Origin of the sequence: Neptuniibacter sp. 2_MG-2023 (assembly GCF_030547495.1) — a bacterium.
Lineage (GTDB): Bacteria > Pseudomonadota > Gammaproteobacteria > Pseudomonadales > Balneatricaceae > Neptuniibacter.
Window position 1 is genome coordinate 120322 of record NZ_JAUOQC010000003.1, and the last position, 23597, is coordinate 143918.

Consider the following 23597-nt stretch of genomic DNA (forward strand, 5'->3'; position numbering starts at 1 on the left):
AAACTGAATTATTTCCATGAAGCAATGACTTCAATTGAATAAAAATCAGTCAGCCCTCTAAAAAATGGTCAATACTTAATCAACAGAAATATTCAGCCTTAGGAGGAAGTGATGACTGTAAATAACACCCAACCCACAACAACACCCAAACGCCACCGCCCCTCCTTTACAGGCGATGGGCCTGAGCAAAGTATCATCAAACGAAGATCGAGCTCTAAGCAACAGGCCCAGAAATCATATTTACAAACCCTGCTCTATCATTCGATACTCAGTCATTTCAATAAAATTTTTGCGCTAGAGCTGTCCGATACCCCGCTCGATTTAAATTATGAAGCGAAAGATGTAACAAGCCCCGAAGTCATTGCAACAGATATACTTTCAACAGCAATAAACCTTTTTATCCCCTTCACTGAGTACCATACGGAGTTAAATGAATCTTCCGCTCTCGATTGCTTCATTAATATGACTAAAGAAGCGCTTCGTAATGGGATTATAGAGACAAGAGAAGTGCTTGATAGCAAACAGCTCCTCGAAGGAAAAATTGCTTGGCAAGTAGAGGAAATAGAAGAGCAACTCTATGCGGAGCTAAGTGAGTACAGCCAGAGCTTTGGTTACTGCTGCGATGATGAGAGCAACCTAGATAATGAATCAGAATTGATGATCAAGCCTGATGATATATGGGATGATGAGCTTTTGAATAGACTAAGAATGTAAACGATCGGTTAAGATATTGGTAAAAATATAGTGCCGCTTTATATGCGACACTATATAGACCAAGATTTAATGCAACTCATCATACTTTTTGCGAATAGCGACCAGTTTTGGTTGTATATCAAGCGGGGCATAATTCATAGCTTGCTCAAAAAGATCTTTATTTTTCTCTGAAAGCCTTTCCTCTTCGCTCATTGCCGATAGCTTCTCCATCGCCTCTGTGAATTTAGGATGTACTTTGTCGGTAGCTGCCATATGGAGCCCTCCTATGCTGATCCTGCACTAAAATATTCATACGTTAATGAAACCAAATATCGGCTGCTTTTACATTTTAACAACAGCCATCTATTTGAACAGACCTTTCTTGAACTTATCTATTTTGGTTTCAATGATCGCTGCTGCTTACGCTTTGGCTTATTAAATTTTTGGCTTTTAGGTTTTTTGCCATTAGCGGCTAAATCCGTTGACCGCTTACTTGCTGACGAAGCATTTCTCTTCGTCTGCTTAGCTCCTCCTTTGCTCCGAGAAAGTGTTTTTTTTGTATTTTCCTCCTCAGCAGGTACTAAGCTATTTTTACCATCCCCCACCAGATGAGCAAACCCCATCTCTGGAAGTTTCTGACGCAGTAACGGCCAATTCACAGGATCATGGTAACGCAGCAATGCTTTTTGTATCTTTCGCTGATCATCATTCTTAGGTGTATAGAGTTTCTCGCTTTTATAGGTTACTTTTTTCAGCGGATTTTTATCTGAGTGATACATCGCCGTTGCTAGAGACATCGGCGAAGGGTAAAACGTTTGCACCTGATCAACTTTAAACTCATTACGTTTAAGCCACTGAGCTAAGTTGACCATATCCTCATCCTCGCACCCAGGATGAGCTGCTATAAAATACGGGATAAGATATTGTTTTTTGCCCGCCTCACGGGAAAAACGCTCAAACATCTTCTTAAACGCATCATAGGTCCCCATCCCTGGTTTCATCATCATTGATAGCGTGCCCTCTTCGCTATGCTCAGGGGCAATTTTGAGATATCCCCCAACATGATATGTCACCAGCTCTCGTACATATTCCGGATCCTCTACTGCTAAGTCATAACGCAGACCCGATGAGATAGATACTGTATGTACGCCCTTCACTTTACGTGCTTTTCTATAAAGCTGAGTCGTTGGACTATGATCAGTATCTAAGTTCTTACAAATAACCGGATATACACAAGAAAGCTTACGACAAGAAGACTGGATCTCTGGATCATTACAGTTAAGGTGATACATATTAGAGGTAGGCCCCCCTAAATCTGAGATAGCGCCCGTAAAGCCTGGAACCTTATCTCTTATCTCCTCAATCTCATTAATTACCGATTCATGGGAACGGCTTTGGATAATTCGCCCTTCATGTTCGGTAATTGAGCAAAAAGTACAACCACCAAAACACCCCCTCATAATATTAATAGAGAATTTAATCATATCGTAGGCAGGAATTTTTTCCTGTCCGTAACGGGGGTGAGGTATACGCTGATACGGCAAACCAAACACTTGATCCATCTCGGAGGTGGTCAATGGAATCGGTGGAGGGTTAACCCACAATTCACGATTACCGTGTTTTTGCACTAATATGCGAGCATTATGGGGATTTGATTCTTGATGTAACACCCGCGAAGCATGAGCATACAGCGCCGGATCCTTTGATACCTTTTCAAAGGAAGGTAAACGAATATAAGCCTCGTCTGGCAGTTTCTCTTTACCCTTTAAAGGTGCAGGAACAATACGCAAAGGTTGAACCGTATTGTCAGCATCATCCTTTTTATCGCAAGTTGCTACATCTTTATATTCATAAGGATTTGGTAGATCTTCAATATAACCCGGCCAATCGATACGTGTAGAATCAACCTCAATATAATCAGCAGGAATCGCTGAAGAAAGAATCGTTGTACCACGCAGATCGTTAATAGCTTCAATAGTTTCGCCATTAGCTAAGCGATGGGTTAATTCAACAATCGCTCTCTCCGCATTACCATAAAGCAGAATATCCGCTGTCGCATCCATCAATACAGAGCGGCGAACCTTATCACTCCAATAATCGTATTGAGCTATCCTACGAAGACTCGCTTCAATACCACCTAAAACAACCGGTGTATCTCTGTATGCTTCTTTACAACGCTGACTATAAACAATCACGGCTCGATCGGGACGCTTACCTCCCATTCCACCAGCCGTATAAGCATCATCATGACGCATACGCTTATCCGCCGTATAACGGTTAATAAGGGAGTCCATATTCCCTGCGGTAATACCAAAATATAAATTTGGCTGACCTAATGCTTTAAAATCATCCGCACTTGTCCAATTGGGCTGCGTAATAATACCGACCCTAAAGCCTTGAGCCTCCAACAGACGCCCCATTACAGCCATGCCAAAACTAGGATGATCTACATAAGCATCCCCTGAAATGATAATAACATCACAGCTATCCCAACCAAGCTGCTCCATCTCTTCTCGAGTGGTAGGCAAAAAAGGAGCTGGCGCATAACATTCAGCCCAGTATTTAGGATAAGAAAATAGATCAGGGGCTTTGATTTGACTCATATAGGAGGTATAGACCGGAGTAAGTGACTAAGAAAATCTATTTTCTCAGAAACTAGAGGTGACTCCCAGTGAAAACCGCTCACATATGAAAACTTTACTGAAGAATCATAGATTGCTGGGCTTCTGGATAGGTTATTGGAGTAAATTTAAGCGGCTTTTCACGTTCAGACAAGTAAATCGCAAGATCACCTTGCTCATCAATAGAAAAATACTCCGCTGAAGTCAGTAGGGCTAAATAACGATTTTCATGGTACATGATAGGACTAGAGCAGCGCTGCCGTGTTAAACGGGCTTTATCAATTTCAAGAAACACCGACAAAGAGGCATAAGCGCTTTGATATAAGTTACAGCCAGCATAACCCGATAACCGATTATTACTATTAAAAACCAGAGTCGTTTCGGTCGATGGTGGAATACCCCGTCCAGAAATATCCTCTGCTCGCCAATAAGTATTCTTCAAAACAAGCTCACTAAGCGCATGCAAGACAACAGGGGCATCATCGACAATGGGGAGTACTTTCTCGCCCTCTAATACCCTTTGCGTCCCAATACTCGCCGTCACCTTGATTTTTTTGACTGAGGCCTGCTTGTCCGCTTCAACCGGTAGCTCATAGTCATAAGGTAAATAGCCACCCTCTTCGATCACCTCGGATTTAACGCTATGGTCATTATAAATTAATGAAATCTCAACTTTCGCAGATTCTGGCAGGTGTGATAATGGCTGCGCATCGATGATGACAGAAGTGCCATCACTCTTATACATAGAAGGCTGTGACAGGCATCCAGAGAGGATAAAAGAGGAAACTACAGACAGTAGAGTTACAGGTATAAAGCGCATTCTTCAATTCCGTTTGAAGTAAAAAAACAGGGTTAGAAAGGATATATAAAAGACCTACAGACACCAGATAGTAGCATACCGCTACTATCTGGCAAATAACCCATTAACTATATATCGCTTACATCAAACTCCACGAGCGGAGAGACATCAAGATCATAATCGATGCCTTCAATTCCAAAGCCAAATAATTTTAAAAATTCATCTTTATAAAGCTGATAATCGGTCAAATCGAACAGATTTTCTGTGGTAACTTGAGGCCAGATTTCGCGACAGGCATTTTGAACTTCATCTTTAAGCTCCCAATCATCCATGCGGAAACGGTTACTCTCATCCATAACAACCGATTCACCGTAAAGACCCGTAGCAAACAAGCGCTGAACCTGCTCCATACAGCCTTCATGCAAGCCTTTCTCACGCATCACCTTGAAGCACATAGCCAAATACAACGGCATAACAGGAATCGCTGAACTCGCTTGAGTAACGACCGATTTAAGAACACCAATATTCCCCTGCCCGCCTTTAACTTTTAGCTTAGCATCAATTGCAGACGCTGCTCGATCAAGATCTTGCTTAGCTTTACCTAAAGCACCATCCCAATAGATCGGCCATGTTATATCGGAGCCTATATAGGAATAAGCCACCGACTTACAACCTTCAGCCAGAACGTCGGCTTCTTCGAGTGCATTGATCCACAATTCCCAATCTTCACCACCCATAACGGTAACGGTTGCGTCGATCTCTTCCTGGGTAGCCGGCTCAACTTCAGCACTAATAATGGCATCTTTATTAGTATCAATAGCCGTAGACTGATAAGGCTTACCAATAGGTTTCAAACAGGAGCGAACAACCTCTCCTGTATCAGGCATTTTTCGCACAGGCGAAGCAAGAGAATAAACAACTAAGTCAACTTGCTTCATCTCCTCTTTAATCAATTCGATAGTTTTGGCTTTAGCTTCATGGGAAAAAGCATCACCATTCAAACTTTTTGAATATAAGCCAGCCGCTTTCGCTTCTGCATCAAATGCCGCGGAGTTATACCAACCCGCTGTACCCGTCTTACGTTCTGTGCCCGGCTTTTCAAAGAAAACGCCTATAGTCGCCGCACCTGAACCAAACGCCGCAGCGATACGTGATGAAAGGCCATAACCACTTGATGCACCAATAACGAGAACACGTTTAGGTCCGTTGGCAATTTCACCTTTACTTTTAGTATAGGCAATTTGTTCACGAACATTGGCTGCACAGCCCTCAGGGTGTGTAGTAGTACAAATAAAACCGCGAATTTTTGGTTTGATAATCATGCGTAAACGGGTCTCAAATCCAGTAAATAAAGTTGATTCGTAAGATACATGAAATAGCACAAAATTTACAGCGTCATATCAGGGCTAAAAAACCAACAAAAACACCTAGATTGTAATATTTAATGTTTATAACCATAGTCAGCCAGCGGATTAGCCAATTCTATCGAATTGTTACCTCTGCTGTTTTCTATTAGCTATTCATCCGTAATATTCGTTATTATCACACTATTATTGACGCTTATTTAAGGAATTACCCAATGTCCGATTTACATGGTTATTACTTAGAAGACCTTGAAGTAGGAATGAACGATTCATTTGCAAAAACCATCACCGATGCCGATGTTTGTCTGTTTGCAGGTATATCTGGCGATACAAATCCAGTACATATCAACGATGAATACGCAAAAACAACAATGTTTGGTAAACGCATTGTTCACGGTATGTTTAGCGCAGCTCTTATCTCCACTGTAGCAGGTACAAAATTACCAGGACCTGGCGCCATTTACATTGATCAACAGATCAAATTTAAAGCACCTGTTTTCATTGGCGATACAGCTAATGCAGTCCTCACCGTTGAAGAAATTGATACGCGCCGCAAACGAGTCAAATGCAAAACAGAAGTTTATGTGGGCGACAAAGTAGTTGCGACTGGTAGCGCCACATTTATGGTTGATAAACGCGACGCGTAAAATTACCGATACGATTAAGCACCACTTCTTTTATAAAATGGTGCTTATCGTTTTTTCTATATTAAACAGGCAACCCTTCACTCCTCCTCTTCCCATCAAAAAAGCAGCCATTAAAGACCGCTTAATTTTTTAGTGCCAACTGACCTAAATCAAATCAAATCTTTAATTTATACTTTAGTTCATTGATAAGTTTTTACTGTCCCGTAAAATGTGCGCAAAAAATAACAACAAGAAATACGGATATGAAACGAATTCTTATTAGTGCCTGCATGCTCGGAGAAAAAGTTCGCTTCGATGGTGGTCATCACTTAATTAATCACCCGAAACTACAGCGCTGGCGTGAAGAGGGACGTTTAGTGCCCATCTGCCCTGAAATATCAGGTGGATTAGCAACCCCACGTCCTCCTGCTGAAACCCAGTGTAAATTCCCGATACTTATCACCACAAAAGAGGGGCAAGATGTAACGCCCCAATATTTAAGTGGTGCAGAAAAAACCCTCGAAATAGCCAAACGTGAAGGTGTAGTTTGCGCCTTAATGAAGGCCAAAAGCCCCTCATGCGGCAACAATCAAATCTATGATGGTAACTTCACAAACACCTTAACGGATGGTGCGGGTGTAGCGGCAGCTGAACTCTTAAGAAACGGCATTCCTGTTTTTAATGAAAAACAACTTGCAGAACTCTTTGCTTTTATCGAAGATTCAGAAAGAATCACCGCTTAATCATTTTTCCGCAGAGGGTAGTAATGGAGCAAGAACTTCAAAATGAGTTAGAAACAATTACTAAGCTTAGTAATATGGTTATCGAATTTTTCGTCAACTATAGCTTCCAAGTAATTGGCGCCATTATTATTTTCCTATTGGGGCTCATCGTTGCCCGCTGGATAGCAAAAATTGTCCTAAGGCTGTGCGAAAAGAAAAATGTCGATGTTACCTTAAGCCTCTTTATTTCCAGCTGCGTTAAGCTCCTTATTATCGCAATGGTGCTTATTGTTTGCTTAGGAAAATTTGGTATTAGTGTCGCCCCCTTCGTGGCCGCTATAGGTGCCATTTCATTAAGCTTAGGCTTAGCATTACAAGGGGTTTTCTCCAACTATGGCGCAGGTTTCACCATTATAATAACCCGCCCTTTTGTTGTTGGAAATACTATAAATATCAACAATATATCTGGAATAGTTAAAGAGATACGTTTAGCTTACACTATCCTTGATACAGAAGATGGAGAGATGATAACCATCCCCAACAAGCATATTGTTGGCGAAGTTATCGTCAATTCATTTCAATATAAAATTGTCGAGTCTTACGTTGGCATCAGTTACCAGTGCAGACCTGAAGAAGCAATTAACGTAATCAACCACGCCCTTACACAATTTAATGAGATTCCAACAACCCCAGCACCTCAAGTAGGCATTGAGGCTTTTGCCGACTCATCTATCAATATTGGTTATCGCTATTGGGTGCCAACTGAGCGCTATTTTGAGGTTCAATATCAGGTTAACTTAGCCGTATACAATGCATTACAAGAAAACAAAATAGTCATTCCATTCCCGCAACGAGAAGTCACTTTGACTCAAGCAGCTTCATAACTTTCATTTTTACTTGGCAGTTCAAGCACTGGCACCTACAATGTGCCTCGTTTTGTTAATGAATTCTTTGATTGAGTAATAATATGCGCACAAGCCAATATCTCATTTCCACGGTTAAGGAAACTCCATCTGACGCAGAAGTCGTTAGCCATCAGCTAATGTTACGCGCAGGTATGATTCGCAAAGTTGCTTCAGGCCTATACAGCTGGCTTCCATTGGGATTACGCGCCCTGCGAAAAGTAGAGCGAATCGTACGAGAGGAGATGGACAAGTCTGGCGCAATGGAAGTCCTTATGCCTGCGATTCAACCGGCTGAACTTTGGGAAGAATCAGGCCGCTGGGAGATGTATGGTCCAGAACTATTACGCGTCAAAGATCGTCACAACCGCGAATTTTGTGTGGGCCCTACGCATGAAGAGGTAATTACCGACCTTATCCGCCGCGAAATCAAAAGCTATAAACAGCTACCTGCTAACTTTTATCAGATTCAAACGAAGTTCCGCGATGAAATACGCCCCCGTTTCGGTGTAATGCGCTCACGGGAATTTATTATGAAGGATGCCTATTCCTTTCATGTAGGTACTGAGTCGCTACAACAAACTTACGAACAGATGTATCAAACCTATAGCGCGATCTTCAACCGTTTAGGTTTAGACTTCCGCCCAGTATTAGCTGATACAGGTTCTATTGGCGGAGCCACCTCCCATGAATTTCATGTATTGGCTGAATCAGGCGAAGATGATATCGCTTTTTCAAACGTTAGTGATTATGCGGCCAATATTGAATTAGCCGAAGCGCTCTCTCCTGCAGGCGAGCTTGCAGCACCGACCACTGAAATGACAATAGTAGATACGCCTAACGCGAAAACTATTGAGGAACTGGTTACTCAGTTTGATGTTCCTATCGAAAAAACAATCAAAACATTGTTTGTTGTGGCTTCCGATGCCTGTGAAGCAGATTTCGTCGCTCTATTGGTTCGCGGCGATCACGAACTCAATGAGATCAAAGCAGAGAAATTACCTGAAGTTGCAGAGCCTCTAGAGTTTGCGGAAGAAGAGCAAATTCGCAATTTAATTGGTGCAGGCCCTGGCTCTCTTGGCCCAGTAGGTTTAGAGATTCCTGTGATAGCCGACCGTACAGTGGCTAAAACATCAGACTTCAGCGCTGGTGCTAATATAGACGGCAAGCACTATTTTGGTATCAATTGGAACCGCGATGTAGATCTTCCACAGGTCGCTGATATTCGTAACGTCGTCGAAGGTGACCCAAGCCCTTGCGGTGAAGGCTCCATTGAAATTAAGCGCGGTATTGAAGTCGGTCACATCTTCCAACTTGGCCAAAAGTACTCTGAAGCTTTAGAAGCTAAAGTCCTCGACCAAAATGGTAAATCTGTCGTTATGGATATGGGCTGTTACGGCATCGGTGTATCACGTGTTATTGCTGCAACCATTGAGCAAAATCATGACGAGAGCGGCATTATCTGGCCAGAAAGCATTGCGCCTTTCCATATTGCACTTATCCCTCTTCAGTACGACAAATCGGATGATGTAAAAGCATTAACCGACCAGATGTACAAAGATCTGCAGCAAGCAGGGTATGACGTTATTCTGGATGATCGCGACAAAAAGACCAGTCCAGGTGTGAAGTTTGCAGATATGGATCTTATGGGGATTCCTCATCGTGTTGTTATTTCACCACGAGGCTTAGAAGTGGGTACCTTAGAGTACAAAGGTCGCCGTGATACAGATAAACAAGATATCAAAGTAGAAGAGCTAATGTCTGTTCTAGCGGAGCGCATTAACCTTTAATTTGAATACAACCTACTTCACCACTTAAAAACGGGCCATTGAGCCCGTTTTTTATTGCCTTAATTATCACTCGTCAGCTTTCAACGAATCTGAATATAGACCCTGATACTCATCAATATTCGAACCAACTTCAGTAAGTCGCCAAACCAATTCAAAATCAGTGATCTCACCCGCCTGATGAAGACTATGCAGTTCCGCAAAATGATTGCCCAAAAAGAGGGCCATAGATTCAGGCAGTTTCAAATCACCGGGTTCTGCTGTCTGGCACTCAAGTATCGGCTGATACCAATGTTCAGGTAACGCCCAAAACTCACAGGCTTGACGTGTTAAAGCATGGGAATAATCATTCAAAAGATGACTAAATACTTGTGGATGAGGCTCTATGCTTTCATGACTATGCAACTCAACCAATTTTTTAAAAATCATTAACTTACCTATATCGTGAATCAGGCCAACAAAATAAGACAAGTTAGGATTAGCACCAACTTTTATAGCAATTTTACGGGCATTTTCCGCGACCTCTGATGAGTGTGCCCACAACGCTTTACCAAAGGTTTCAAAATAATAGCTATTCACTTCAAACTTATCTGCTAACAGAGAAGACATAACCACTTTTTTTAGTCTCTCAGCACCCAAAAGACTGAGAGCATGACCTAAATCTTTGATCTCCATATCGGAAGAAACAAAAAAAGGCGAATTAGCAATCGATATAACTTTTCCCGCCAGTGCCGGATCTTCTTGAATTGCAGTAATGATTTTGCTCTGGGCAGTATCTGAATCAAGAAGATCGGCCATAAGTGTTAATGCCGTTTTAGATAACTTAGGTATTGATTCATCACTTAAACCAATCAGCTCCTCATCCAAAGACGCTCTTAACAAACGTTCCTGCTCTTTGGATTCATCAGAATCTAATGCCCTAACCCCCAGCAAACTACTGACAAAGGTTAAACTCAGTTCACGCGCGTTATCTAAGGATTTAAAACCATAACTTTCACTTTCTAATAAAGTTAACTCACTACTCTTTTGAGCTTTATCGGAGGACTCTGCTTTAAAAACAGAGGCGTTTTCTAGTTGAGGCTTACCGCAAAAAAAAGCTTTTATTCGCTCAAACATATAATCATCCCCCACTTGTACAACAACGCTGAAAACTTATTCAAGCTCCACCACAGCGAAGGGAAAAGGTAGCTTTTCCAACGCAACTAACCGACTTTTGACTTCAGCAACACTAGCCAACTCAGGGCCCTGACTCAGCCAAGCTTCAAGTTGCCTTATTCCTAATTCATCTCCACAGGCCATCAGCTCTACACTTGAATCCGGAAGATTTCTAACCCAACCACTTAACCCTAATGACTCAGCATACTCTTGAGTCGACTTCCGAAACCAAACACCTTGAACGCGACCAATAACAACCGCATGCAGACAAACTTCCGTCATACTAATCCCCATCAAATATTATAACGATTAACTCATACTTCTTTGTGTGTTTCATTATCGCCAGTAGAATCAACTACTAAATCACCGTTAAATAACTGTTCCATATAAACAGAAAAAGTATTCTTCTCTATATGATGAACTTCTTGTAAGCGTTGATTTAAAGCCCTTTCCCACTCAAGGACAGAGTCATTTTTCAGCGGTGCTGGTGTAGGCCAAGGTAATAAGTCATTAAGCTCATATAAGGACAAACTCGACATACTCCGACTTAGCAGGTATTCACCTTGATCACTACGCTTGATCACCCCCTCCTCTATTAGTAATCTTATGTAGGTATCCCAACGCCCTTGATCTAGTGTATCCACTTCCTGTAACAAACATCGATCAGTGACCGCTACACCTTCATTTTGCGCTTTCCAAAGCCGATACAGAACCGCGACGACTGTATACAAATGAGGTATTTTCTTACCTTTGTCCATTGGCCGATAAACCGTAATACAGCGAGTCAATTCTGCACCCATAAGAATAATCACCCAACTAATAAAGATCCAAAGCAGAAACAAAGGAACAGCAGCAAATGCACCATAGATCAATTCATAGGAGGGAAACTGAGTAACAAAAGCAGCAAAACCACGTTTAGCGGTTTCAAACAGCAAAGCCACGACAACACCACCGATCAACGCACTTTTAAAAGGAACGCGGCAGTTGGGTACGGCAACATAAATCAGCGTGAATGCAGCAGCAGAAAACAAAGTAGGTAACAAACTCAACAAACGACCTCTACCTACAAGCTCTGTGGCAGAGGAAATAAAAGGTAAAGATGCAATATAAGAGGTCAGCAACAGACCTAAGCCAATTAGAATTGGACCTAAACTCAAAATAGCCCAGTAGAGTAGAAAGCTTGATAACCCTTTGCGAGGCTCTGATACACGCCAAATACGATTAAACGCCGCTTCAATATTCTTCATCATCATGATCGACGTTACCGCTAATACAGCGATACCAACCGCCGTTAGTTTACGAGCCTGTGATGAAAAGTCAGTTAGATAATCTTGTACTACTGCACCAGTTGTCGGTACAAAATTTTGGAACACCCAACCTTGTAGCTCTTGTCCAACCCCTTGAAAAGATGGCACAGCGGCCAACATCGCGTAGGAAACTGTCATTAAAGGCACTACCGCAAATAGCGTGGTATAAGTTAATGCCGCTGAATTCAAAATCCCTTGGTTATGACGAAACTGAGCAAAAAGATACCTCAGAAACAGTAGATAGGGATGGTTAAACAATCTGCTCATAACACTCCTTTAAACAGCGTTCAAAAATACAATAAGTAATAGGTACCTAAAAAGGTGATTCACTCATGAAATCTATCTTATAGCCGTATACAATGATGCAAAATAACCTAACATGTTAAATCAATCATCCGTTTTACTCTGATTGATTAATAATTAATAAGTACGGTATAGCACAATGAGTGAAGTAATTATCTACCACAACCCCCGCTGTTCCAAATCCCGTCAAACTTTAGCTTTACTTGAAGAGCAAGGCGTTCAACCAGATATACGTAAATATCTTGATGATGCGCCTTCTGCGGATGAGCTTAAACTTGTGTTGAAACAACTAGGGATATCAGCTCGCGAGCTTTTACGCACGAAAGAGCCTGAATTTAAAGAACAAGGTTTAGATGACACCGCTTTATCAGATGAGCAGATTATAAAAGTAATGACCGAGGTACCCAAACTTATTGAGCGTCCAATCGTCATCAACGGTGATAAAGCACGAATAGGACGTCCTCCTGAGTCCGTTTTGGACATTTTGTAACATGTCTCAGCCCTACGTGTTAGTTCTTTACTACAGTCGCCATGGAGCAACACGATCTATGGCACAGCATATTGCACGCGGGATTGAACAATCGGGCATGGAAGCTCGATTACGAACAGTGCCTGCCATCTCAACTATATGTGAAGCAACGGCACCCGATATACCCGATGAGGGCGCGCTATATTGCAGCGAACAGGATTTGGCTGAATGTTCAGGTCTTGCCCTCGGTAGCCCAACCCGCTTTGGCAATATGGCAGCACCATTAAAATATTTCATCGATGGAACAAGTGCCCTTTGGCTTTCTGGCGCGCTAATCGACAAACCTGCCGCCGTATTTAGCTCAAGCTCTAGCCTCCATGGCGGACAGGAAACGACTCTACTCTCTATGATGATCCCCCTGCTCCATCAGGGTATGGTGATCGCAGGCCTACCTTACAGCGAATCTATTTTGTTAAAGACAACAACCGGTGGAACACCATACGGCCCAACCCATGTTGCAGGCCAAGATAACCGCCCACTTGATGACAATGAGTTGTCACTCTGTGTCGCGCAAGGCAAACGTCTTGGCGAACTCGCACATAAGCTCCGCCATAAACTGTAAACCTAACAACATTGAGAACTCTCTTTTGAAAGCATATATACCAGACGACCATAATTACGCCGCTAAAGCCCTTTTTAGCAGACGAGTAACAGTTACCAGTTACACCGCTTTATTAGGCTGGTTTATCTTATGGCATATGTTTTTAATTCCAGTACCTACCGGTCATCCATGGGTGATCAGTTTACTTCATATGTTGCCACTACTCGCATTTATTCGTGTCATTATTACAGGGAATCCTCGCGGCCACGCTTGGCTATGCTTCGTATTATTACTGCCATTTATTCAGTCAGTTTTAGCTGCAACCAACCCCAATACGTTTATCTATGGGCTAGGTTACTCGCTGTTAGTCGGCACGTTGTTCACCAGCTCAATGATGTATGCACGCTGGCAGAGCCGCTACAACAAACAGTTAGCCCATTGGGATAATGAAAAGAAAGCAAACAGCAAAAACCCAGAAAGCTAAACGTCGCTCAACAACTTATTCGCTAGAGAGAGTCATGACGGCCTCAGATCAAGCAAAGAAACAAACCCTAGAACAGGTACGCAACCAGTTTCCTATTTTAGAACAGCAGGTTAATGGCTGCCCTCTTATCTATCTAGATAACGCCGCGACGACGCAAAAGCCAAGTGTTGTTATTGAGAGCGTAAATAATTACTACGCCACATTTAATGCCAATGTGCATAGGGCAAGCCATGCTTTAAGCACCGAGGCAACCGGTAAGTTTGAAGCCGCTCGCGACACCGTCGCCCATTTTTTAAACGCTAAAAGCAGTAAAGAGATCATCTGGACCCGCGGCACAACTGAGGCAATCAACCTAATTGCCAATAGCTGGGGAAGCTATTTAAAGCCTGATGACGAAATTATACTCAGCCCTCTAGAGCATCACGCCAACATTGTTCCTTGGCAATTGCTCGCACAGAGAAGCGGCGCGATTATTAAAGTTATTCCACTGTTAGCGAGTGGCGACCTTGATATACAGGCCTATAAAACCTTACTTACCCATAAAACTCGCCTTGTTGCTATTACTCATGTATCTAATGCCATAGGTACGATTAATCCCGTTAAGCAGATCATATCTTTAGCTCACGATGCAGGCGCTTTAACCTTAATTGATGGAGCCCAAGCACTCCCTCATTTTCAAGTCGATGTAAACGACCTAGATGTAGATTTTTATGTTTTTTCAGCACATAAATTATACGCGCCAACAGGCATAGGGGTGCTTTATGGGAAACAACAATTATTAGAAGCCATGCCTCCATGGCAAGCGGGTGGAGAGATGATCTCTCAAGTGAGTTTCAGCGAAACCACCTTTAATGATTTACCTTTTAAATTTGAAGCGGGCACACCTAACATCTCTGGCGCTATAGGACTTGCCTCCGCTATTGAATGGCTACAAGCCCAAGATAGGCACCTACTTGAACAGCATGAAACTAGCTTATATAAAGCTGCACTTGATGGTTGTTCTCAAATTAAAGGATGGCAGCGGATCGCATCACCTCAAAAGTCTGTAAGCCTCATCTCTTTCACTTTAGCTCATCAACATCAACAAGATATTGGCTATCTGCTAGATCAACAAGGTATTGCTGTTCGCACTGGTCATCACTGTGCTATGCCCCTCATGCAAGCTCTAGGTTTATCAGGTACTACACGGGTATCTTTTGCTTTCTATAATACGCTTAATGAGGTAGAAAATTTCGTCACAGCATTAGATATGATTAGCCGTGATGAGTCAGCTTTAGTTACCTCTAATTCTAAAGGCACCCCGTCTACCCATGCGATAGAGGAAGCAAAAAAAGGGTTGTTCGATAAATTACTCAGCCTACGGGATTGGAATGCCCGTTATCGTGAAATCATGCTACAAGGCAAACAACTGCAGAGCTTAGCTGAACATCTCAAAACAGATGCCAATAGAGTAAAGGGCTGTGAAAGTAACACTTGGCTGCTTTATGAACTAGGGCAAGATCAGCGTATACAATTGAGAGCAGACTCAGACGCCCGTATTATTCGCGGTCTATTAGCCTTAATATTAGATCTATTTCATAATAAAACAGCACAACAGATCCAAGATATTGATATAGAATCCATTTTTAATCAGCTATCCTTACAACGCCATTTAAGCCCCTCACGCGGCAATGGTATTCGCGCAGTAGTCGATAAAATTTATCAATTGGCCGCAAAGCAAACAGATAGCTCTTAAGATAATTAATATTTAAATATTCTGACTATTTTTAACAAGTAATGGAGTAAAGATGAGCAATTTCACTGATGTTTCCTATCTAAATACAGTTTTCGGAAACGAGAAAGGGGATATGCAAAACCCTAATTGGGAAAAGTCAGCCAAACAGCTACACCTTATCCAAGAAGAGCTTGCAGAGCTTGTTGAAGGTATAGAGAAAAAAGACATGTCTGAAATACGTGATGCGGTCGCTGATATTCTAGTAGTGACTTACGGCATGGCACATATTATGGGCATTGATGCCGACAAAGATATGGCAGCGGTTCAAGCAAGCAACTTATCAAAGCTGTGTAAAACCCAAGCAGAGATCGACAAAACGCTTGCCTTCTACCGAAATGAAAAAGGCCTAGATGTTTATGCCGGCGGTGAACTTCCAGAAGCCTATGTAAAATCCACAAAAGACCAAACTGGCAGTGATGGTAAGTTCTACCCAGCTCACAAGTTCTTAAAAAACACTAACTGGCATGAACCTGTACTAGACTAACAACACTCGTTTGCAGATCTTAAACCTACTATATTTGGATTAACCGATGCCGACATATGATTACCGCATTGAAGAAACCGGTGATATCATCGAAGTAACACATACTGTAGCGCTTACTCCAAAAAACTGGGAGGAGCTCTGCCTATTAGCAAATATTGATCCTCAAGGTATACCTACAAAATCATTAGTAACTAAGTTATTCGCGGTTACAGGTATGGTAAAAAATGGCCCTAAAATAAAGGCCAAAGATCTACCCTGCATGAGCGGAAAAGACTGCCCGAGTGGAGGCTGTAGTTAGAAAGCAATGCAATCCGATCTGCTTACAACGAATCAGGATCATTGTAGGCAGCTCATTACACTTAAACCTATAGCGTTTTCACTACGACTATCGGCAGGAAGCCTGTTTTATGAATTCAAAGCGCCAACATATACTCCATTGGGCAGAGCAAGGCTACATCAGCCCAGATGACGTAGATACCGCCCTCTCACTCTCCCATGCAAACCCAGATAATCAACAATGGTTTCAGTTTATAAAAAACCTCTTCCTATGGCTGGGTGTTATCTCTCTGGCGGCGGGGACTTTATTCTTCTTTGCATTTAACTGGGATGAGATGAGCAACCTCGTTAAATTCGCCTTAATGCAAACCTCTCTGGTGGTCAGTACCCTGATCTATACCAAGCTCAAACCGTTCACCCTACCAAGCACCGCCATCGCTTTCCTTATGGTAATGCTGATCGGCGCCCTGCTTGCGTTAAGTGGACAGATTTACCAAACCGGCGCTGACCCTTGGCAGCTGTTTGCCTTTTGGGCCTTATTTATGACCCCTATCGCCGTCACCAACCGCGCAAGCACATTGTGGCTCCTGTGGGTTCTCTTAATCAATTTATCCTGTTACCTCTACTATTATGATTTCCGCGGTGTCTTTGGCATCCTGCTGCACTATGACGATTTAGTGGGCCTTTTCCTGCTATTCAATACCTTACTTGCCATCGCCTTTGAAGTACTTCAACAGGGTAAAACACGATGCTTAGATAACCGTTTGGTCGTTCAAACCTGCTTATTAGCGTCCGGCATAGCCGCAACATGGTTGGCGATTTGGGCCATATTTGATGAGGCCGAACTACAATGGGGACTCCCTTGTTATTTAGTTTGGATCCTCTGCACTTATCTCTACTACCGCTACCGCCTCTTCGATCTTTTCATTATTTCTGGCTGTGTAACCAGCGCTATTGTTATTGCGAGTAGCTTATTAATTTATATATTTAATGATGCATTAGAGAGCGACGCCTTCTTAATTATCGCAATATTTATTATCGGGCTATCTTCATCTGCGGGCATCTGGTTAAAAAAACTTAGTAAAGAACATGCAGCCGATCAGCCAATCACGAGCGATAAGGAGCATCAGGATGCGTAATTCTGGGAATGAGCTATGGCTTGAATTGCAGAGAAATAACCTGACCCGCACTGACTATCCGGAAAACGAATTAGATTTAAGCCCTTGGTATATAAAAACAATGCAGGGCTTTGCCGGTTGGATAGCCGCGCTGTTTTTACTCGCCTTTGTCGGCACCATTATTGGTAGCTTATTTATCTACGATAACCAAGTGCTACTGGCCCTCTGCGGCCTTATCTGTTGTACTGCCGCGTACTTTATCTTTCGTAATGATAAGACTCCTTTCTTAGAGCAGCTCGGTTTAGCTATCAGTTTGTGCGGCCAGTTTATGGTAGCTTGGGGCATTTTTACCGTTTTTTCGATTTCAGATTCCTCCGCATTTTTGATCTTAGCCCTATTTCAAGGGGCTTTAGCTTTGATTATGCCGAATTTCTTACATCGGGTTTTCAGTAGCTGGTTCGCCATGGTTGCGCTCTTTTGGGGCTTAAACCAACAGGGTATTTTTGGCTTAGATAGCGCACTCGCCGCAGCGCTTTTCACCTTGATTTGGATCCGAGAGAAACATTGGTATAAATACCGTTCACATCTGCTGCCTATCAGCTTTGGCCTCGCGATATCACTTCTGCAATTTAGCGGGCATTTCCTCTTTCAACATGAACTTTCACACTACCTATTCAGAGCAGAGGTGGGCTTTTTACAACAATACAGCCCCTTGATTGGGAGCCTGATCCTAGCGGGCACATGTCTCTACCTTGTCTTTGCCATTCTGTCAGAACAGAACATCAAACTGGCCTCGCCATCCGGTTCTATCGCGGTTATCGCAACCCTCATGCTACTCGGGCTATCGTTTAATATTGCAGGTGTTAGCAGTGCTCTCTTAATTCTGTTGGTCGGCTTCTTTAGACAGCGCCTTATCTTAATGGCGTTAGGCATCCTTGCCTTAATCAGCTTTATATCTTGGTACTACTACAGCCTATCGGAAACACTGCTGGTTAAATCGATCTATTTACTCTCCATCGGCGCAGTCTGCCTTACAATTGTCGGAGCGCTGCATTACTTCAGCAAGGCTCAACCTACCTTAGACCCAGCTAACAGCGCACCAATGAATGGAAAAAAATGGATCTCCTTAGCCACCATCTTAATCGTATTAGCCGCTATCAATATAAATATTTATCAAAAGGAATCGTTAATTCGCGAAGGGCAAAGCGTATTACTCGAACTGGCGCCTGTTGATCCACGTTCACTGATGCAGGGAGATTATATGCGACTTCGTTATAGAATGAGTCAAACGATTCAGTACGCGATCGGCGACAAAGAATCCGTAGATGGGTTTGCCATTGTGCAGCTCGATCAACACAGTGTCGCTCAGTTTATTACACTCAATCCTGATGCCGAGCTATCGCCTCAACAGTACAAGCTGCACTATAGGATCCGTGATGGTGTCTTAAAATTTGCCACTAACGCATTCTTCTTCCAAGAAGGCAGTGCCAAAATCTATGAGAAAGCTAAATACGGTGAATTTAAAGTTAGCGGTGACGGGGAAATGCTTCTAGTGGGGCTTCGTGACAAGCAGTATGTTTTATTAGGTACAAATAGACCCTAATGGGGCAGTAAATGTAAAAACAGAAAAAGAAAAACCGGGGGAACAGAATAGAAACGGTTCCTCCGGCAGAGTACGCTTATTCTACTTTAAAGTTTTCAGGTAGCGTGATGCCCTTTTCATCGGCGCGCTGCTTAATTAAAGCACGGAACTCTGTACGAATCGTCTCACGCTCTTCAGCAGTCGCAGCATTTTTCAACTCTGTACGGTGGGCTGCACGCTCTTGGACTGAAACAAGCTTTCTAACCTGAACACGATCGGACGAGGCTTCACCAGCATGAACGGCTAACGCCGGAGAAAGAACTAATATTGCTGCAAGCGTTGTTGTAATCAATTGCTTTTTCATAACGAATGACTCCTTGATAAGTAGAAGCGCTAAAAGCGCAAACAGAACGGTTGAACGACACGGCCTGACTACAGCCGGTAAATCCAGCTCAGGTATACTACTTTTCTATCAACAGACAGCTTTACTGATAATTATTCAGTGGCAGCATATTAACCATTCAATCTTGAATATGCGAGATTAAATGTACAAACTTCATACAACAAATTTCAAGCCACCCATTATGTTAGGCTCTTTAGTTGTTTCAATAAGAGCTAATTTGGCTGTTCTATAAAGACAAAACACAATAAAAAAGGTTTAAGCAATCAATAAATTGCCCTAAACTCTAACAAGGAAATTTAAGGGGAAAGGAATATGAACCGTAGATTAAATTTGATTATCGCAAGTGCAGGATTATCTGTATTCTCATTATTAGCTACAGCCGTTCAAGCAGAAGCTACCCACTACCAGTGTACCTATACCCATGCGGTATTCACGGCCCCTTTTATGAAAACCCCAGGTACACGTGATTGCCCAGAAGAACACTGTAAATACGCTATAACAATTGATGGCTCATCGGGCACTATTAATGGCGTCAGCGGGTTTAATGTTGAACAAGATAGCAATATGGTCAAACTAAGTAGAACAGCTAAAGATCCTATTATGGGTGGTATGGATACGACTACTCTGACGATCAACAAAACGGATATGACATTCGAAGCAGTTAAAACAACAACACCTTCAGTTACATTAACAACTAAAGGTCGCTGCTCTTAGGTCCATCAAAAAGTTGGTTGCTTTACTTGCCTCCCCTTTTCTGACTGATTTTAAGAATTACTATGAACCTAAATGATGTACGGCTATTTATACGCGTAATTGAGCATAACAGTTTTACTGCGGCTGCCGATAAACTAGGGATACAAAAATCAACAATCAGTAGACGAATTGCCCAGCTTGAAGATGAGCTAGGAGTGAGGCTTTTACAACGAACAACACGTAAACTTAGCCTAACCTCTGAAGGGCAAGACCTTTTTCAACGCTGTCAGCCTCTACTCGATGAGATGGAAGCCGTTGAAGATCGCGTAGTATCCAAGCAAGCGGTTCCAAAGGGACGTTTACGCATTACCATGCCTCCAGAAATGGGCATCTTTATCATGAACGATGTGATCGCAGGTTTCATGAAGATGTACCCCCTGATTCAAATTGATATTGAGCTTAGCCCCCGTTTAGTAGACTTAGTAGAGGACGGCATTGATCTCGCATTAAGAGTGGGTGAATTAACCGATTCCAGCCTTATAGGCAGAAAAATTGCTGATGTGAATATCAAGCTTTATGCTGGGGTTAACTATTTAGAAAAACATGGTGAGCCCAAAACACCTGATGATCTAATTAATCACCACTGCCTAGGTGGAGCCTTATCGGATCCTGGCTGGATCTTTGAAAACTGGAACGATGGAAAACCAGTACCCGCAAACTTTAAAGTTCGCGCAAACAGTATTAGTTTCTGCCGTGAAATGCTCAGAAAGGACTTAGGCATAGCGCGCCTACCGATCCAGTTCTGTATGGATGACATTGAATCAGGGCTTATTAAAGAAGTACTCTCTGATTACCAAGCCCCCGATGTAAGTATAAATGCCCTCTACCCTAGTAGAAGACATTTAAACCCTAAAGTGAGGCTCTTTATCGATTTCATGATCGAAAGTCTTGAAGAGCATCCATGGTTAAATAAACCCTAATTTTTTACTATTGATCGGCAGCACTCGTGCTCGCTTGCTGCCATTGTAGTTTTTTCTCTATAGCTTGAATCATCATTTTCGCAATATCTTTACCGGTGGCACCCTCAATCCCCTCTAATCCAGGAGAGGAATTAACTTCAAGTAACAACGGCCCTTTAGCTGAGCGAATAATATCAACACCCGCCACACTTAAGTTCATACACTTAGCAGCCTTAATAGCGATGCGTTTCTCATCCGTTGTAGGACGAATAACACTGGCAGTACCACCTTGATGAATATTTGCTCTAAACTCTCCAGGTTCGGCCTCGCGCTGAATAGCTGAGACAACTTTGCCATCAACAACGAAACAACGGATATCCTTGCCTTGAGCTTCTTTAATAAACTCCTGAACTAAAATATCAGCATTTAAGCTTTTAAATGCATTGATAACACTATCAGCCGCTTTATTGGTTTCAGCTAAGACAACACCTTTACCTTGCGTACCTTCCAATAGCTTCACAATAAGTGGAGCACCACCAACCATGCTAATCAGATCATCTGTTTCTAATGGCGAGTTAGCAAAACCCGTAATAGGAATATCAATATTATTTTCAAACAACAGCTGCAAAGAATGTAACTTATCCCGTGATTGTGTAATTGCCGCCGCTGTATTCAAGCAGTAAACACCCATAGAGGCGAATTGGCGCGTTAGTGCACAACCATAAAAAGTCATGCTCGGCCTAATACGTGGAATAACCGCATCTAAATCATCAAGTACTCGTCCACCACGGTAGTGAACTTCTGGCTCTTCAGCATCCATCTTCATATAACAGTGTTTAATATTTAAAAACACCATTTCATGACCAAGCTGCTCGCCCGCTTCAATAATACGACGGTTACTATACAAGTTAGGATTACTTGCCAACAAACCGATCTTTAAACCACCCACTGATGGCTTTTTGGTTTGATACAGTGATTTCAGCTCAGTATCAGACAAACCACCTAGCAGCATACGCCCTTCAGGATCAACAAGAATTCGACCCGACATCGCTTCACGACCAAGAAGCATGCGATAACCCATTGCGTCACGGTTTGTTAAAGTAACCTCAACTTCCCAACTAGAATCAGCGATACCTAATGTTGTCTTGATCACATATCGGGTTTCAGAAGTACCGCTTGAGCTTTTAACTTTTCGGCGATCGTAAACCGGTGCCTCACAAGAAACCAGTGTTTTACGGTTATCTTGTATAGGACAGATATTAAAACGAACCCATGGCACTCCACCCCGTTTAAAAGGTTGAATATTAAATGCATGTAATGACGATGTTTTTGCACCGGAGTCAACACGCGCCTTTACTGCCGGCAACGCCAAGTCGGGAAAACGACACCACTCTTCAGCACCAACTAATAGTTTACTAAGTCCCATACTAATACCCGAAAAGTACCATAAAAAAATTTGCGCCATTGAAACTTGAACAAGCTCAAGGTGCAAGCAATAAATGCAATATTAAGCAGCCGATTCCCATTCAGGGAGATCATCTTTAAATAAACCTAACAATGTTTGAATCCCCGCCATTTGCGCTGCATCTTTATGCGTCACTAATAACGTAGGCACTTGGCTATATTCAGGTGCTAAAATCTCCATATTCAGATCATTAGCATACCGAGATTCTTCAACCACTTTACGCGGGACTAACGTAAAACCTAAACCAACGGCCACACAGCCTAAAATACCCTCTTGCGTCCCCATACTCATGACTTCAGTATCTATACGGCCATTGTCTTTTAACCAACTAACCGCCCTTTCACGATAAGCACAGCCTTCACGAAAAAGGATCAATGAATCGGAAACATCTATATTTTTCGCTGACACTAATACTAACTCTTCAACCAACACCTGCTTACAGACTAGATGTTGATGCTCAATAGGACCACCTACAAATGCACAATCCAAGCGATAATTGAGAATATCTTGAACAAGCTCACTACTGGTTTCTGTTTTAATCCTAGGTATTAACTTAGGATGAGCTTTGCGAAGCGACTGGAGAAGTCCCGGCATTCTCGTCGCAGCGAAAGACTCCATTGAACCGATTCGAATCTCACCCACCGATTCTCCCACCTGCTTTACCGCCATGCAGGCTTGCTGCTCAAGGTGAAGTAATTTATTAGCATATTCAAGTAAGGTATGGCCTGCAGGCGTTAGCTCTAACCCTCGCCCTTTACGATAAAACAGTTCAGAGCCAAGCTCTTCTTCAAGGCGTTTAATTCTTGCGGTAATATTAGATTGAACAGTATGTAGTAGACGTGAAGCCGCTAACACTCCACCCTGTTCTGCAACAGTTTTAAATGTATTTAATGAGACCAACTCCATTCCAACTTCCACCCTTCTCTAATATTGAATAAAAGATTCTTATTTATTCATTTGTAGTGATAGTTTAAGCGAGTTAATCTCTCTTATACCAGTTATTTATGAAC

The 23597-nt window shown here is 42.5% G+C and carries 25 protein-coding genes and 1 pseudogene; 15 read left to right on the plus strand and 11 right to left on the minus strand.

Features of this window, described 5'->3' with window-relative positions; all coding sequences use genetic code 11:
- The first annotated feature begins 111 nt into the window (after positions 1-111).
- A complete protein-coding gene (locus Q4486_RS04435; protein WP_303518490.1) occupies positions 112-714 on the plus strand; it encodes a DUF5610 domain-containing protein in 603 nt (200 codons plus the stop codon).
- Between the two features lie 66 nt (positions 715-780).
- Here Q4486_RS04435 and Q4486_RS04440 read toward each other — a convergent pair whose 3' ends face one another.
- From Q4486_RS04440 to fabV, 4 genes are all read right to left on the minus strand, one after another.
- Positions 781-966, minus strand: a complete 186-nt coding sequence (locus Q4486_RS04440; protein WP_067867486.1) for a hypothetical protein — start codon at positions 964-966, stop codon at positions 781-783.
- Positions 967-1085: 119 nt separating this feature from the next.
- Positions 1086-3296, minus strand: a complete 2211-nt coding sequence (locus tag Q4486_RS04445) for a YgiQ family radical SAM protein (RefSeq protein WP_303518492.1) — start codon at positions 3294-3296, stop codon at positions 1086-1088.
- Positions 3297-3390: 94 nt separating this feature from the next.
- A complete protein-coding gene (locus Q4486_RS04450) occupies positions 3391-4134 on the minus strand; it encodes an META domain-containing protein (RefSeq protein ID WP_303518494.1) in 744 nt (247 codons plus the stop codon).
- Between the two features lie 107 nt (positions 4135-4241).
- Positions 4242-5435: an enoyl-ACP reductase FabV gene (gene fabV, locus Q4486_RS04455; RefSeq protein ID WP_303416963.1), complete on the minus strand. Its 1194-nt coding sequence runs from the start codon at positions 5433-5435 to the stop codon at positions 4242-4244.
- 257 nt (positions 5436-5692) lie between these two features.
- Between fabV and Q4486_RS04460 the strand changes: the two genes are divergently transcribed.
- From Q4486_RS04460 to Q4486_RS04475, 4 genes are all read left to right on the plus strand, one after another.
- Complete coding sequence (locus tag Q4486_RS04460; protein WP_303416965.1) at positions 5693-6124, plus strand: MaoC family dehydratase; 432 nt, start codon at positions 5693-5695, stop codon at positions 6122-6124.
- 242 nt (positions 6125-6366) lie between these two features.
- Positions 6367-6846, plus strand: coding sequence for a DUF523 domain-containing protein (locus tag Q4486_RS04465; protein ID WP_303416968.1), 480 nt, complete (start codon positions 6367-6369; stop codon positions 6844-6846).
- Positions 6847-6869: 23 nt separating this feature from the next.
- The gene (locus Q4486_RS04470; protein ID WP_303518495.1) at positions 6870-7709 is read left to right on the plus strand and encodes a mechanosensitive ion channel family protein; all 840 of its coding nucleotides are present in this window, start codon (positions 6870-6872) and stop codon (positions 7707-7709) included.
- Between the two features lie 83 nt (positions 7710-7792).
- Positions 7793-9517, plus strand: a complete 1725-nt coding sequence (locus Q4486_RS04475) for a proline--tRNA ligase (RefSeq protein ID WP_303518497.1) — start codon at positions 7793-7795, stop codon at positions 9515-9517.
- Positions 9518-9583: 66 nt separating this feature from the next.
- Here Q4486_RS04475 and Q4486_RS04480 read toward each other — a convergent pair whose 3' ends face one another.
- The 3 genes from Q4486_RS04480 to Q4486_RS04490 are packed head-to-tail and all read right to left on the minus strand — an operon-like array spanning position 9584 to position 12243.
- On the minus strand, positions 9584-10630 hold the full coding sequence (locus Q4486_RS04480; RefSeq protein WP_303518502.1) for an HDOD domain-containing protein: 1047 nt from the start codon (positions 10628-10630) through the stop codon (positions 9584-9586).
- Positions 10631-10666: 36 nt separating this feature from the next.
- A complete protein-coding gene (locus Q4486_RS04485; protein ID WP_303518505.1) occupies positions 10667-10951 on the minus strand; it encodes an acylphosphatase in 285 nt (94 codons plus the stop codon).
- A 32-nt stretch (positions 10952-10983) separates the two neighbouring features.
- Positions 10984-12243 carry a YihY family inner membrane protein gene (locus tag Q4486_RS04490; protein ID WP_303518509.1) on the minus strand — a complete coding sequence of 420 codons (1260 nt, stop codon included), beginning with the start codon at positions 12241-12243 and terminating at the stop codon, positions 10984-10986.
- 175 nt (positions 12244-12418) lie between these two features.
- On the opposite strand from Q4486_RS04490, the gene arsC reads away from it, so the two are divergent.
- The 8 genes from arsC to Q4486_RS04530 all read left to right on the plus strand — a co-directional run bounded on the left by arsC (position 12419) and on the right by Q4486_RS04530 (position 19088).
- Positions 12419-12769 (plus strand): arsenate reductase (glutaredoxin), encoded by a 351-nt coding sequence (gene arsC / locus Q4486_RS04495; protein WP_303518511.1) that lies wholly within the window; start codon positions 12419-12421, stop codon positions 12767-12769.
- Between the two features lies 1 nt (position 12770).
- Positions 12771-13370 (plus strand): NAD(P)H:quinone oxidoreductase, encoded by a 600-nt coding sequence (gene wrbA, locus Q4486_RS04500; protein ID WP_303416988.1) that lies wholly within the window; start codon positions 12771-12773, stop codon positions 13368-13370.
- 25 nt (positions 13371-13395) lie between these two features.
- On the plus strand, positions 13396-13833 hold the full coding sequence (locus Q4486_RS04505) for a DUF2069 domain-containing protein (protein WP_067867531.1): 438 nt from the start codon (positions 13396-13398) through the stop codon (positions 13831-13833).
- Complete coding sequence (locus Q4486_RS04510) at positions 13796-15568, plus strand: SufS family cysteine desulfurase (RefSeq protein ID WP_303518513.1); 1773 nt, start codon at positions 13796-13798, stop codon at positions 15566-15568. Before Q4486_RS04505 ends, Q4486_RS04510 begins: the two co-directional genes overlap by 38 nt.
- Positions 15569-15620: 52 nt before the next feature.
- Positions 15621-16091, plus strand: coding sequence for a nucleoside triphosphate pyrophosphohydrolase family protein (locus tag Q4486_RS04515; RefSeq protein WP_067867534.1), 471 nt, complete (start codon positions 15621-15623; stop codon positions 16089-16091).
- A 46-nt stretch (positions 16092-16137) separates the two neighbouring features.
- The gene (locus tag Q4486_RS04520) at positions 16138-16389 is read left to right on the plus strand and encodes a zinc ribbon domain-containing protein (RefSeq protein WP_303518515.1); all 252 of its coding nucleotides are present in this window, start codon (positions 16138-16140) and stop codon (positions 16387-16389) included.
- 109 nt (positions 16390-16498) lie between these two features.
- Positions 16499-17506 carry a DUF2157 domain-containing protein gene (locus tag Q4486_RS04525; protein WP_303417001.1) on the plus strand — a complete coding sequence of 336 codons (1008 nt, stop codon included), beginning with the start codon at positions 16499-16501 and terminating at the stop codon, positions 17504-17506.
- Positions 17499-19088 (plus strand): GDYXXLXY domain-containing protein, encoded by a 1590-nt coding sequence (locus Q4486_RS04530; protein WP_303518517.1) that lies wholly within the window; start codon positions 17499-17501, stop codon positions 19086-19088. The genes Q4486_RS04525 and Q4486_RS04530 overlap by 8 nt, the downstream gene beginning before the upstream one ends.
- Before the next feature lie 76 nt (positions 19089-19164).
- On the opposite strand, the gene Q4486_RS04535 is transcribed toward Q4486_RS04530, so the two are convergent.
- Entirely contained in the window at positions 19165-19431 is a 267-nt protein-coding gene (locus tag Q4486_RS04535) for a hypothetical protein (protein ID WP_303518518.1), read from the minus strand.
- Between the two features lie 351 nt (positions 19432-19782).
- Between Q4486_RS04535 and Q4486_RS04540 the strand changes: the two genes are divergently transcribed.
- Entirely contained in the window at positions 19783-20184 is a 402-nt protein-coding gene (locus tag Q4486_RS04540) for a hypothetical protein (protein ID WP_303417008.1), read from the plus strand.
- A gap of 62 nt (positions 20185-20246) precedes the next feature.
- Entirely contained in the window at positions 20247-21143 is an 897-nt protein-coding gene (locus Q4486_RS04545) for a LysR family transcriptional regulator (protein WP_303417011.1), read from the plus strand.
- 7 nt (positions 21144-21150) lie between these two features.
- Here the strand turns inward: Q4486_RS04545 and rimK are convergent, their stop codons facing one another.
- The 3 genes and pseudogenes from rimK to Q4486_RS04560 form a co-directional block, all read right to left on the minus strand.
- A complete protein-coding gene (gene rimK / locus Q4486_RS04550) occupies positions 21151-22134 on the minus strand; it encodes a 30S ribosomal protein S6--L-glutamate ligase (protein WP_303518586.1) in 984 nt (327 codons plus the stop codon).
- Between the two features lie 15 nt (positions 22135-22149).
- A pseudogene (locus Q4486_RS04555) lies at positions 22150-22587 on the minus strand (ATP-dependent zinc protease); the annotation flags it as partial.
- A 42-nt stretch (positions 22588-22629) separates the two neighbouring features.
- Positions 22630-23493 carry a LysR substrate-binding domain-containing protein gene (locus Q4486_RS04560; protein WP_303518520.1) on the minus strand — a complete coding sequence of 288 codons (864 nt, stop codon included), beginning with the start codon at positions 23491-23493 and terminating at the stop codon, positions 22630-22632.
- Positions 23494-23597: the final 104 nt, after the last annotated feature.